The following is an 11,986-nucleotide window of genomic DNA, read 5'->3' on the forward strand; positions in this document are numbered from 1 at the left end:
GCCTACAGCAGCGCGGCCCGCGGGCCGTCGGGCTGCTCAAGGCGCCGCTCGAGAATCGAACGGGCGATCTCGGAGGACTCCTCGTCGGTGAGCCGACGGAAGCCGTCCTCGGTGATCACGGTGACGATCGGGTAGATCCGGCGGGCGACATCGGGACCACCGGTCGCCGAGTCGTCGTCAGCCGCGTCGTACAGGGCCTGCACCACGAGGGTGGTGGCCTCCTCCACGGTCAGGTCGTTGCGGAAGAGCTTCTTCATGGCACCGCGCGCGAAGATCGAGCCCGAGCCGGTGGCGGCGAAGTTGTGCTCCTCGGAACGGCCGCCGGTCACGTCGTAGGAGAAGATCCGCCCCTTCTCACGATCGACGTCGTACCCCGCGAACAGCGGCACCACGGCTAGCCCCTGCATCGCCATGCCCAGGTTGGAACGGATCATCGTGGACAGCCGGTTCGCCTTGCCCTCCAGCGACAGCTGGGCGCCCTCGACCTTCTCGAAGTGCTCCAGCTCCAACTGGAACAGCTTCACCATCTCCACCGCGAGGCCGGCGGTGCCGGCGATCCCGACGGCCGAGTACTCGTCGGCCGGGAACACCTTCTCGATGTCCCGCTGGGCGATGACGTTCCCCATGGTCGCCCGACGGTCACCGGCGAGCACGACGCCCCCGGGGAACGTGACGGCGACGATGGTCGTCCCATGCGGCGCCTCGATCACGCCCTGCGTGGGCGGCAGTTGCCGGTTCCCCGGCAGCATCTCCGGCTGATGCTCGGACAGGAAGTCCATGAAGGACGACGACCCAGGCGTCAGGAAGGCAGCTGGTAGACGCCCGGTGCTACGAGTGTTGGCTTCCACGCGATTCCTTCCACGTAAGCAGCAGCCCGCCTTATGGCATCGGGCCGATCCTTGAACTGCCCCAGTGCGGCATTGCAGCTGAAGCACAGTACGCCTCGGACCCTACCCGTCTTGTGGCAGTGATCCACATGCTCCGGCAGAGCCGACAAACATATGCAGCAGACGCCCCCTTGAGAGGCGAGCAACTCATCACGCTCGGCTTCGGTGATGCCGTACTGACGCATCAGATGGTCCTGGCGCCCCTGGATCGACCGACACGCCTTGCAGCGTGTCGACAGGCCGTCGGACGCACTGGCATTTCGATGCCAGTCGCCGTGCGGCTTGACCTCACCGCACGTGCGACAGAGCTTGTGTCCGTCCGGAACATCCACATGCTCCCGAACCGACTTACCCACGGCCTCCCGGCGCCGCCGGTAGTGCGCGGCGCTGTACTCCGCCACGCACTCCCGGCAGTGCACCTGAAGGCCGTCACGCCGATTCCTGTCACGCGCGAAGGCCGCAAGAGGCAGATCCCGGCCGCACTTCCTGCATTCCTTGGCGTCGAGCTCCTCAGCCACCCAGCTCCCCCGCAACCTTCACTTCAAAGGAAGACTGGCCAATCGGCCTTTACTCTCCACCCTTTTGCACGAAGGAGCGCACGAAATCCTCGGCATTTTCCTCGAGTACGTCATCAATCTCGTCCAGGACGGAGTCGACGTCGTCGCTCAGCTTCTCCTGGCGCTCCTTGAGGTCCTCGGAACCCTGCGCTTCCGCAGTCTGCTCCTCGACCTCCTCGGTGTTGCGGGTGGCCTTCTGCTGTCCGCCGCCGGTGTCCTTGGTCGCCATAACCCCTCACCCCGCTCGGTTCGACGTTCTTGATCAGACCCTACAAGCAGGGTCTGACATCGGCCCCGCAGTTCTTACAACGTACGGGGGCCATCTCGATGATTCCCTCTGGCCGGGTTTTCCACCCTGTCGGAACGCCCGGCCCAAGGACCCGCTCAGCCTCCCGACAACACCCTGACCAGGTCTTCTGCCGTGCGGCAGCGGTCCAGGAGCTCCTTGACGTGATTTCGCGTTCCGCGAAGCGGTTCGAGGGTTGGGACCCGCTGGAGCGAGTCCCGGCCCGGGAGGTCGAAGATCACCGAGTCCCAGGAGGCCGCGGCGACGTCGTCGGCGTACTGCTCCAGGCAGCGGCCGCGGAAGTACGCGCGGGTGTCCTCCGGGGGCTTGGTGCGGGCCCGCTCGACCTCGTCCTCGTCGAGCAGGCGCTTGATGCGGCCGCGGGCCGCGAGACGGTTGTAGAGGCCCTTGTCGGCCCGTACGTCGGCGTACTGGAGGTCCAGGAGGTGCAGCTTGGCGGCGTCCCAGTCGAGGTCGTCACGGCGCCGGTAGCCCTCCATGAGTTCCCGCTTGGCGACCCAGTCGAGCTCGCCGGCGAGGCTCATGGGGTCGTTCTCCAGGCGGTTGAGGGTGTCCTCCCAGCGGGCCAGGACGTCCTTGGTCTGGTCGTCCGCGTCGGCGCCGAAGCGTTCCTCGACGTACTTGCGGGAGAGTTCGTAGTACTCCATCTGGAGCTGGACCGCGGTGAGTGTGCGGCCACTGCGTAGGGTGACCAGGCGCTGGAGCGTCGGGTCGTGGGAGACCTGGTGGAGAGTGCGGACGGGCTGGTCGACGGCGAGGTCGACGGCGATGAAGCCGTCCTCGATCATGGACAGGACCAGGGCCGTGGTGCCGAGCTTCAGGTAGGTGGAGATCTCCGAGAGGTTCGCGTCGCCGATGATCACGTGGAGGCGGCGGTACTTCTCGGCGTCGGCGTGGGGTTCGTCGCGGGTGTTGATGATGGGGCGCTTGAGGGTGGTCTCGAGGCCTACCTCGACCTCGAAGTAGTCGGCGCGCTGGCTGAGCTGGAAGCCGTGTTCGTGGCCGTCCTGGCCGATGCCGACGCGGCCGGCGCCGGTGACGACCTGCCGGGAGACGAAGAAGGGCGTGAGGTGGCGCACGATGTCCGAGAAGGGGGTTTCCCGCTTCATCAGGTAGTTCTCGTGCGTGCCGTAGGAGGCGCCCTTGTTGTCGGTGTTGTTCTTGTAGAGGTGGATGGGCTGGGCGCCGGGGAGCTGGGCGGCCCGCTCGGCGGCCTCGGCCATGATGCGTTCGCCGGCCTTGTCCCACAGGACGGCGTCGCGGGGGTTGGTCACCTCGGGGGCGCTGTATTCGGGGTGTGCGTGGTCGACGTAGAGCCGTGCACCGTTGGTGAGGATGACGTTGGCGAGGCCGATGTCCTCGTCGGTGAGCTGGCTGGAGTCGGCGGCTTCGCGGGCGAGGTCGAAGCCCCGCGCGTCCCGCAGCGGATTCTCCTCCTCGAAGTCCCAGCGGGCCCGGCGGGCCCGGTGCATCGCCGCCGCGTAGGCGTTGACGATCTGGGATGAGGTGAGCATGGCATTGGCGTTGGGGTGGCCGGGGACGGAGATCCCGTACTCCGTCTCGATGCCCATTACTCGCCGTACGGTCATGCGGCCCTCCTTGCCCGGCGGCGCCCTCGGTCGGGGGCGGCGCTCAAGTACCGCTGGCGCTCCGGTGCGTGTGCGGTGCCCGTCCCCGCACTGCGCGACTCGGCGGTACCGAAGAGCCTAGAACGGCTCTGCGCTGGTGGGGAGATCATTTGCGTCATTGCCTTGCTCGCCTTTGTTCCGGTTAGTTGCCTGAAAAACAGTCGGCTGCGGGTACCCCGTCGAGGGCACCCGCAGCCGCCCTGTCTTTACAGGTACTGACCGGTGTTCGCCACCGTGTCGATGGAGCGTCCGGTGTCGGCGCCCTGCTTTCCGGTGATGAGGGTGCGGATGTAGACGATCCGCTCGCCCTTCTTGCCGGAAATACGGGCCCAGTCGTCCGGGTTGGTGGTGTTGGGCAGGTCCTCGTTCTCCTTGAACTCGTCCACGCAGGCCTGGAGGAGGTGGGAGACGCGGAGACCCTTCTGGTTGTGGTCGAGGAAGTCCTTGATCGCCATCTTCTTGGCGCGGCCGACGATGTTCTCGATCATGGCGCCGGAGTTGAAGTCCTTGAAGTAGAGGACTTCCTTGTCTCCGTTGGCGTAGGTGACTTCCAGGAAGCGGTTTTCCTCGGATTCGGCGTACATGTGTTCCACGGCCGTCTGGATCATGCTCTGGACGGTGGTGGCCTTGCTGCCGCCGTGCTCGCCGAGGTCGTCGGAGTGCAGGGGGAGGCGCTCGGTGAGGTACTTGCCGAAGATGTCCTTGGCGGCTTCGGCGTCCGGCCGCTCGATCTTGATCTTCACGTCGAGCCGGCCGGGGCGCAGGATGGCGGGGTCGATCATGTCCTCGCGGTTGGAGGCACCGATGACGACCACGTTCTGCAGGCCTTCGACGCCGTCGATCTCGGCGAGGAGCTGCGGGACGATGGTGTTCTCGACGTCGGAGCTGACGCCGGAGCCGCGGGTGCGGAAGAGGGACTCCATCTCGTCGAAGAAGACGATGACGGGTGTGCCCTCGCTGGCCTTCTCACGAGCACGCTGGAAGACGAGGCGGATCTGCCGCTCGGTCTCGCCGACGTACTTGTTGAGGAGCTCGGGTCCCTTGATGTTGAGGAAGAAGCTCTTGCCGGTGGCCTGGCCGGTGACCTCGGCGACCTTCTTGGCCAGCGAGTTGGCGACGGCCTTGGCGATGAGCGTCTTGCCGCATCCGGGGGGTCCGTAGAGCAGGACGCCCTTGGGCGGCCGCAGTTCGTGCTCCTTGAACAGGTCCGGGTAGAGGTACGGGAGCTCGACGGCGTCCCGGATGGCCTCGATCTGGCCGCCGAGTCCGCCGATCTGCTCGTAGCCGATGTCGGGGACCTCTTCGAGGACGAGTTCTTCGACCTCGCTCTTGGGAACGATCTCGTAGACGTAGCCGGATCGGGGTTCGAGCAGCAGGGCGTCGCCGGGTCGGATGGTGACGTCCAGCAGCGGCTCGGCGAGCCGTACCACCCGTTCCTCGTCGGTGTGCCCGAGCACCAGGGCGCGTTCGCCGTCCTCGAGGATCTCCTTGAGGGTGACGATGTCCCCGACGCGCTCGAACTCCATGGCTTCGACCACGTTGAGCGCTTCGTTGAGCATCACTTCCTGGCCGCGCCGGAGCTCTTCGAGTTCGACGCTGGGGCTGACGTTCACCCGCAGTTTGCGGCCGCCGGTGAAGATGTCGGCGGTGCCGTCCTCGTTCGCTTCGAGGAAGACGCCGAAGCCGGCCGGTGGCTGTGCGAGCCGGTCGACCTCCTCCTTGAGGGCCACGATCTGGTCGCGGGCCTCACGGAGCGTGTTGGCGAGTCGCTCGTTCTGGGCGGACACGCCGGCCAGGTTGGTCTGCAGCTCGACGATCCGCTCTTCGAGAATCCTCGTGTGTCGCGGAGAGTCGGCGAGCTTGCGTCGCAGGACGGCGATCTCCTGCTCAAGGTAGGCAATCTGCCCGGACGGGTCGTCGGACCCTCGTCCCGGGCGGATGCCGCGGTTCATGTCGTCGTCGTGGGCTGCCACGGTCCTCACCTCCTCCAAGGGGAGCTGGACGCTTCCAGACCCTACCTGGGTGGGTGTCGATTGAAACCCCTAGATCACAAAGACTGTCGAGGTGTGTCCGATCTTCACCCTTGCGCTCTCCCTCACGCCAGGGGAATACCCACCGAACAAGATTGGAAAGCTGCCGAAGGTAGGGTCGAAGTGTTCAACACCCGTCAGAGCTGGCCGGATTCCCGTTCGGCTCGACGCATAAACGGCAGGAGAGATGAGAGTGCAGCAGGAGGTCGGGGCCGGCGGCGAGACCCTGGAGGTCTGGATCGATCAGGACCTCTGTACCGGTGACGGCATCTGCGCGCAGTACGCGCCGGAGGTGTTCGAGCTGGACATCGACGGTCTGGCCTATGTGAAGGGCGCGGACGAGCAGCTTCTGCAGGACAAGGGCGCCACAACGCCCGTACCGCTGCCGCTTCTCACCGATGTGGTCGACTCGGCCAAGGAGTGTCCGGGCGAGTGCATCCATGTACGTCGGGTTTCGGACAGCGTCGAGATCTACGGTCCGGACGCAGAGTGACCGGAAAGACACCCTGCGTGATGGCTGTCTGATTTCTCACAGATGTGATCGCTTCGGTCAGACGGTGTGCGTGCCCGCGGGTGTCGAGCGGATGAACGAGCCGTCCTTCCACTGCCACTTCGCCTCGTCCTTCACGTCCGGGCAGCAACTGGGTACGTCGGACGTGGAGTAGCCGAGCAGGGTCGCGAGGACGGCGCCGTCGCTCAGCGTGAAGTCGGTGACGGTGTTGCGGGTCTTCGGGCTCAGCAGGGTGGCGACGACGCGGGGTTCGCCGGTGTCCTTCGCGTGTGTGATGACGTAGACGGCGTCGGGCGGGGTGCCCATGGGGGCGTCGCAGTGCACCACGACGACTGTTTCCGGCCGTCCGTCGCCGTCGAGGTCTCCGGAGACCTTCTTCTGCACCTTCGCCTTGACCGGGCCGCAGTCGATCGGGAAGTGGACGTCCGCGGGGTCGGGCGCCGTCGTGACCACCGGGGCGGGTCTGGCTCCGGGGCCGGCCGCCTGCGCCGCCGTCGCGGGGTTGGGCTGCAGGACGGAGGAGAGGGCCACGACTCCTGCCACGGCGGTGGCGGTGGCGACCCAGTGGATGGGGCGGGTGTGGGTGTGTGCCAGTTCCGGGACGGCGGATTGCTGCACTAGGAGCGTCTCCTGTGAGGGCTGTGCCGGTGGGGGGGTGGCCAGCATGGTGCCACACGTCACAGGTCGGGGGAACGGCGGGGTGGGTACTCGTGCGGGTTTGCCAACCGCAGGTCTCTGTCGCTCCTTCAACGCGGAGGCGCCGGGGTGGAGTTCCGCTGGTCTGCGGGAACTCCACCCCGGCGCCTGTACGTTGGCTGCGGCACGGGGCCGTCTCAGCGGCCGGAGCCGCCGTCGGCGTTGGGGCCGGTGTAGTCCTCGCCGTAGGCGCCCTTGGCGGGGCGGCGGCGGCGCATGGGGGGCTCGACCCCGTCGGCGAGGCGACGAGCGGTGAGGAGGAAGCCGGTGTGGCCGATCATGCGGTGGTCCGGGCGGACGGCCAGGCCTTCCACGTGCCAGTTGCGGATCATCGTCTCCCAGGACGTCGGCTCGTTGAAGGAGCCGATCTCGCGGATGGACTCGACGGTCCGGGCGAGCTGGGTGGTGGTGGCCACGTAGCAGCACAGGATGCCGCCGGGCACGAGTGCCTTGGAGACCGCCTCCAGGCATTCCCAGGGGGCGAGCATGTCGAGGATGACGCGGTCGACGTCGGCGTCGGACAGGTTGTCCTGGAGGTCGCCCACGGTGAGCTGCCAGGCGGGGTGCGGGCCGCCGAAGTAGCGTTCCACGTTCTGCTGGGCGATCTCGGCGAAGTCCTCGCGGCGCTCGTAGGAGTGCAGCATTCCCTGATCGCCGATGGCGCGCAGCAGGAAGCTGCTGAGCGAGCCGGAGCCGACGCCGGCCTCCACGACGCGGGCGCCGGGGAAGATGTCGGCGAAGGCGAGGATCTGCCCCGCGTCCTTGGGGTAGACCACGGCGGCGCCGCGGGGCATGGACAGGACGTAGTCGGGGAGCAGGGGGCGCAGCGCGAGGTACGCGACGTTACCGGTGGTGCGGACAACGCTGCCCTCGGGGGCGCCGATCAGCTCGTCGTGCGGGAAGGAACCCTTGTGGGTGTGGAAGTTCTTTCCCTCTTCGAGCGTGAACGTGTAGTGGCGGCCCTTGGGGTCGGTGAGCTGAACCTGGTCCCCGACCTTGAAGGGCCCGCGCCTGCGGGCGGCACCGGTCGGTTCGGACATGTGAACAGCCTACCGGTCCGCGGAGGGGCCGCTGACCACTAGGAGGGTCTGGCCATGGCCTTCACGAAGGCCCGCTCCACGTCGGCCGCGGACAGGACGCCGTAGATCTCGCCGGTCTCCTCGACGACGAGGTATTCGGTGGCGGGGGTCGCGCGGAGGGTGTCCAGCAGGTCCTCCCCCGCGAGTTCGGCGGAGACGCGCATGCCGTCGGTGAGGTCCTGGGCGAGGCCGCTGACGGCGACCCACGGGCGGCGGTGTTCCGGTACGCCGACGATGGCGGCCTCGCGGACGAGGGAGAGCGGGGTGCCCTCGGCGTCGACGACGACCAGGGCGCGGGCGCCGGCGTCGTTGGCGCGGCGCAGGGCCTCGGACAGGGGGGTGTCGGTCTCGACGGGGACCGCGCGGCGGGTGAGGGTGCGGGCGCGCAGTTCGGGGAGGTGTTCGCGCAGGCGTGCCATGCGCAGGCTGTTGCCGGCGCCGGTCCAGATGATCGCGGCGAGGATCGCGGCGAGCAGGGCGTCCATCACGGTGTCCATGCCGACGTTGTCCTCGGCGGAGGAGCCGAGGGCTCCGGACTGGGTGAGCAGCGGGAGGCCGATGAGGACGCAGACGGCGAGGGCGCGGCCGACCCAGGCGGCGGCGATGGTGCCGCTCATGGGCCTGCCGGTGATCTTCCAGACGACGGCGCGGAGCATGCGGCCGCCGTCGAGGGGGAGGCCGGGCAGGAGGTTGAAGGCGGCCACGATGAGGTTGGAGACCATCAGGCCGGCGAGCAGGACGCCGGGGACGGTGCCGGGTTCGACGGGCTGCATGGCGAGGTAGAAGAGGCCGGCGAGGACCAGGGAGAGCAGCGGGCCGACGAAGGCGAGCACGAACTCCCGGCCGGGGGTCTCGGCTTCTTTCTCGATCTCGGAGACGCCACCGAAGAACTGAAGCTGGATGCGGCGGACGGGGAGCTTGAAGCGCAGTGCCGCGACGGTGTGGGCCAGTTCGTGGACCAGGACGGAGGCGTAGAAGGCGACCGCGAAGAAGAGGGAGACGAGGTAGCGGGCGGCGCCGAGTTCGGGCAGCACGCGCTCCAGTTGGCCGCCGAACACCCACGTGATGAGCGCGGCGACGAGGAACCAGCTCGGGGCGACGTAGACGGGCACGCCGAAGGGACGGCCCATCAGCAGTCCGCCGCGCGGCTGGGGGGACTGGGGCGGGCGGTTCTTGGGGGCGCCGGAGTGGGCGAGGGTGCGGTGCTCGTCGGCGGGGTGGGGGTCGTGGGGCGCTGCGGGTTTCCGCAGGTCGGTGGGTGCCGGGGGTGTCGTGTCGGCGTGCTCGCCGGGGGCGGGAGCGTGCGGGGCGTTCCCGGTACCGGTGTCGGTGTCGTCCGGCGTCGGTGGGTCCTGGGCGGCGTTGTCGCCGGCGGTCGGCTGTGGCGCGGCGGGGGTGCCGTCGGTCGTGGCTTCGGTCGCACCGCCGACGTCGGGGACCTCGGTGGCGGGGCTGGTGGGCGAGGTGGCCGCCCGGGAACCGTGGTCGTGCTGGTCGGGGGTCGTGGGGTCGGTGGTCTGGGCCGTGGGCCCTGTGTGGGGCTTGGCCGGCCGGTCCGTACCGGGCCGCGGCTGCCCGCTGCCGCCGCTCTCGTCCACGATGTCCCCTCGTTCGAAGCGTCTTCCGCGTATGCCGTGCGGAAGGGTCTCGGGTCGATGGTATGCGGCGGTCGCGGCGCGTTCCGCCCCGGCACCCCCGTGTCTCCTCGGGGCTCACGGCGGTCACGGCCGCGAATGGGTCACTGTCAGTGGCGGCCCGTATGGTCTGTGGTCATGGAGACGAGCACGGAGGGCGTGGCCGAGGCCGCCACCGACGACCCGACCGCAGCGGAAGCGGCGACCGCGGCGCGCCCCGGGACGGCTGGGGAACCGGACGCGGTCGGCGCCGGGACCGGGCCTACGGGGGGCGCGGTCGCGCAAGAGGGCGGGGACGCGTCCGTCGACGGCCCCCGGGCGACCGAAGCGGCGTCCACGGCGCGACCCGGGACGGCTGAGGAACCGGACCCAGCCGGCGCCGAGACAGCGGTCCAGGCGGGGCAGCAACGCGGGGACGCGTCCGTCGACGGCCCCCGGGCGACCGAAGCAGCATTCACGGCGCGACCCGGGGCGGCTGAGGAACCGGACCCAGTCGGCGCCGGGACCGGGCCTACGGCGAATGCGGTCGGCCACGGAGGCAGGGACGCCCTCGCGGCCACGGGAGCGACCGAAGCGTTGCTCACGGAGGGGGCCGCCGGGACGGCTGAGGCACCGGACAGGGCCGACGCCGGGACCACGCCTACGCAGGTCGCGGACGGGCAGGAGGGCGGGGACACGTCCGCCGACCGCCCCGGGGCCGCCGAAGCCGCGCTCGCAGCCCGGCCCGAGACAGCTAAAAAACCGGACGCAGCCGTCGCCACCACGCCCACGGCGGTCCCGGACGGGCAGCAGGACGTGCACACCTCCGCCGACCGCCCCCGGGCCGCCGAAGCCGCGCTCGCAGCCCGGCCCGAGACGGCTGAGGAACCGGACGCAGCCGTCGCCACCACGCCCACGGCGGTCCCGGACGGGCAGCAGGACGTGCACACCTCCGCCGACCGTCCTGGGGCGGCCGAAGCGGCCGACGCCCGGAGCACGCCCACGGCAGCCCCCGTCGGGCAGTCGGACAACGACGTCGCCGTCAATGATCTGCCGACGGCGGACGCGGTCGGTGCCGAGATCGCGTCGGCGGTGGTCGAGGCAGGGGTGGTGACAGGTGCCGGGGGCGGGTCCCGGGCCGGCGGGACGGCCGCGCCCGCTTCCCTGTCCCCTTCCCGTGCCAACGACTTCATGCAGTGTCCGCTGCTGTACCGGTTCCGGGTGATCGACCGGCTGCCGGAGAAGCCGAGTGCGGCGGCGACCCGGGGGACGCTCGTGCACTCGGTGCTGGAGCGGCTCTTCGACGCCCCGGCCGGGGAGCGGACCGCGCCGGCGGCCAAGTCGCTGATCCCCGGTCAGTGGGACCGGCTCCGGGAGAGCCGGCCGGAGGTGCTGGAGCTGTTCGCCGACGATCCGGACGGTGAGCGGCTCGCCACGTGGCTCGCTGAGGCGGAGCAACTGGTCGAGCGGTGGTTCACGCTGGAGGATCCGACGCGTCTGGAGCCCGCCGAGCGGGAGTTGTTCGTCGAGGCGGAGCTGGACTCGGGACTGCGGCTGCGCGGGATCATCGACCGGGTCGACGTGGCGCCGACCGGCGAGGTGCGGATCGTCGACTACAAGACCGGCAAGGCGCCCCGGCCCGAGTACGCCGAGGGCGCGCTGTTCCAGATGAAGTTCTACGCCCTGGTGGTGTGGCGGCTGAAGAACGTGATCCCGCGCCGGCTCCAGCTCGTCTACCTCGGCAGCGGTGACGTCCTGACCTACGACCCGGTCCTCGCCGACCTGGAGCGGGTCGAGCGCAAGCTGCTGGCGTTGTGGGAGGCGATCCGGCAGGCCACCGAGTCGGGCGAATGGCGTCCGCGTCCCACCAAGCTGTGCGGCTGGTGCGACCACCAGGAGCACTGCCCGGAGTTCGGCGGCACTCCCCCGCCCTACCCCCTGCCGGTGAAGTCCGCGACCGGCGAGCAGGGCAGAATGGGGCCGGACTAGCGAAGGAGACTTACGTGGCCATCCGCGTCCTACTGGTCGACGACCAGCCGCTGCTGCGTACCGGGTTCCGGATGATTCTGGAGGCCGAGCAGGACATCGCGGTCGTGGGCGAGGCCGGAGACGGCCTTCAGGCTATCGACCAGGTGCGGGCGTTGCAGCCCGACGTGGTCCTGATGGACATCCGTATGCCGCGGATGGACGGTGTGGAGGCGACCCGGCAGATCACCGGTCCCGGTCGGGACGGTCCGGCCAAGGTGCTGGTGCTGACGACGTTCGACCTCGACGAGTACGTGGTGGAGGCGCTGCGGGCGGGGGCCAGCGGGTTCCTGCTCAAGGACGCCCCGGCCAACGAGCTCGTGCAGGCGATCCGGGTGGTGGCCGCGGGCGAGGCGATGCTCGCGCCGAGCATCACGCGCCGGCTGCTCGACAAGTACGCCACGCATCTGCCGTCCGGTGACGAGCCGGTGCCGGACACGCTGCACACGCTCACCGACCGCGAGGTCGAGGTGCTGAAGCTGGTGGCGCGCGGGCTGTCGAACGCGGAGATCGCAGCGGATCTGTTCGTCAGCGAGACCACCGTGAAGACGCATGTCGGTCATGTCCTGACGAAGCTGGGGCTGCGGGACCGGGTGCAGGCCGCGGTGTACGCGTACGAGAGCGGTCTGGTGCGGCCCGGCGCGCAGTAGCGG

11 protein-coding genes are annotated in these 11,986 nt (G+C 69.4%); 3 read left to right on the plus strand and 8 right to left on the minus strand.

Going from position 1 to position 11,986, the window contains the following annotated elements; translation table 11 throughout:
• Nucleotides 1-2: 2 nt before the first annotated feature.
• The 5 genes from prcB to arc all read right to left on the minus strand — a co-directional run bounded on the left by prcB (nucleotide 3) and on the right by arc (nucleotide 5,352).
• Complete coding sequence (prcB, locus tag ABZ098_RS19600) at nucleotides 3-848, minus strand: proteasome subunit beta (RefSeq protein ID WP_356592721.1); 846 nt, start codon at nucleotides 846-848, stop codon at nucleotides 3-5.
• The gene (locus ABZ098_RS19605) at nucleotides 800-1,405 is read right to left on the minus strand and encodes an endonuclease VII domain-containing protein (RefSeq protein ID WP_356592723.1); all 606 of its coding nucleotides are present in this window, start codon (nucleotides 1,403-1,405) and stop codon (nucleotides 800-802) included. The genes prcB and ABZ098_RS19605 overlap by 49 nt, the downstream gene beginning before the upstream one ends.
• A gap of 49 nt (nucleotides 1,406-1,454) precedes the next feature.
• A complete protein-coding gene (locus tag ABZ098_RS19610) occupies nucleotides 1,455-1,673 on the minus strand; it encodes a ubiquitin-like protein Pup (RefSeq protein WP_053852487.1) in 219 nt (72 codons plus the stop codon).
• A 155-nt stretch (nucleotides 1,674-1,828) separates the two neighbouring features.
• Complete coding sequence (dop, locus tag ABZ098_RS19615; RefSeq protein ID WP_356592725.1) at nucleotides 1,829-3,340, minus strand: depupylase/deamidase Dop; 1,512 nt, start codon at nucleotides 3,338-3,340, stop codon at nucleotides 1,829-1,831.
• A gap of 245 nt (nucleotides 3,341-3,585) precedes the next feature.
• Complete coding sequence (gene arc / locus ABZ098_RS19620) at nucleotides 3,586-5,352, minus strand: proteasome ATPase (RefSeq protein WP_053852485.1); 1,767 nt, start codon at nucleotides 5,350-5,352, stop codon at nucleotides 3,586-3,588.
• 244 nt (nucleotides 5,353-5,596) lie between these two features.
• Between arc and ABZ098_RS19625 the strand changes: the two genes are divergently transcribed.
• On the plus strand, nucleotides 5,597-5,902 hold the full coding sequence (locus ABZ098_RS19625; RefSeq protein WP_356592727.1) for a ferredoxin: 306 nt from the start codon (nucleotides 5,597-5,599) through the stop codon (nucleotides 5,900-5,902).
• Nucleotides 5,903-5,959: 57 nt separating this feature from the next.
• Here the strand turns inward: ABZ098_RS19625 and ABZ098_RS19630 are convergent, their stop codons facing one another.
• The 3 genes from ABZ098_RS19630 to ABZ098_RS19640 all read right to left on the minus strand — a co-directional run bounded on the left by ABZ098_RS19630 (nucleotide 5,960) and on the right by ABZ098_RS19640 (nucleotide 9,293).
• Nucleotides 5,960-6,538 (minus strand): hypothetical protein, encoded by a 579-nt coding sequence (locus ABZ098_RS19630; RefSeq protein WP_356592729.1) that lies wholly within the window; start codon nucleotides 6,536-6,538, stop codon nucleotides 5,960-5,962.
• A gap of 215 nt (nucleotides 6,539-6,753) precedes the next feature.
• Complete coding sequence (locus ABZ098_RS19635; RefSeq protein ID WP_356100130.1) at nucleotides 6,754-7,656, minus strand: tRNA (adenine-N1)-methyltransferase; 903 nt, start codon at nucleotides 7,654-7,656, stop codon at nucleotides 6,754-6,756.
• 38 nt (nucleotides 7,657-7,694) lie between these two features.
• On the minus strand, nucleotides 7,695-9,293 hold the full coding sequence (locus ABZ098_RS19640; protein WP_356592731.1) for a site-2 protease family protein: 1,599 nt from the start codon (nucleotides 9,291-9,293) through the stop codon (nucleotides 7,695-7,697).
• A gap of 1,122 nt (nucleotides 9,294-10,415) precedes the next feature.
• On the opposite strand from ABZ098_RS19640, the gene ABZ098_RS19645 reads away from it, so the two are divergent.
• Together ABZ098_RS19645 and ABZ098_RS19650 are read left to right on the plus strand one after the other, a co-directional pair.
• Nucleotides 10,416-11,297, plus strand: coding sequence for a RecB family exonuclease (locus ABZ098_RS19645; protein ID WP_356593072.1), 882 nt, complete (start codon nucleotides 10,416-10,418; stop codon nucleotides 11,295-11,297).
• 14 nt (nucleotides 11,298-11,311) lie between these two features.
• Nucleotides 11,312-11,983 (plus strand): response regulator transcription factor, encoded by a 672-nt coding sequence (locus tag ABZ098_RS19650; protein ID WP_093774523.1) that lies wholly within the window; start codon nucleotides 11,312-11,314, stop codon nucleotides 11,981-11,983.
• Nucleotides 11,984-11,986: the final 3 nt, after the last annotated feature.

The organism is Streptomyces sp. NPDC006335 (assembly GCF_040612795.1).
In the GTDB taxonomy this organism is placed as follows: domain Bacteria; phylum Actinomycetota; class Actinomycetes; order Streptomycetales; family Streptomycetaceae; genus Streptomyces.

Bases quoted from the DNA above. Each gene is read 5' to 3' on its own strand.
- ABZ098_RS19610 (WP_053852487.1), bottom strand. From the start codon at position 1,673: ATGGCGACCAAGGACACCGGCGGCGGACAGCAGAAGGCCACCCGCAAC.
- dop (WP_356592725.1), bottom strand. From the start codon at position 3,340: ATGACCGTACGGCGAGTAATGGGCATCGAGACGGAGTACGGGATCTCC.
- ABZ098_RS19625 (WP_356592727.1), top strand. From the start codon at position 5,597: ATGAGAGTGCAGCAGGAGGTCGGGGCCGGCGGCGAGACCCTGGAGGTC.
- ABZ098_RS19635 (WP_356100130.1), bottom strand. From the start codon at position 7,656: ATGTCCGAACCGACCGGTGCCGCCCGCAGGCGCGGGCCCTTCAAGGTC.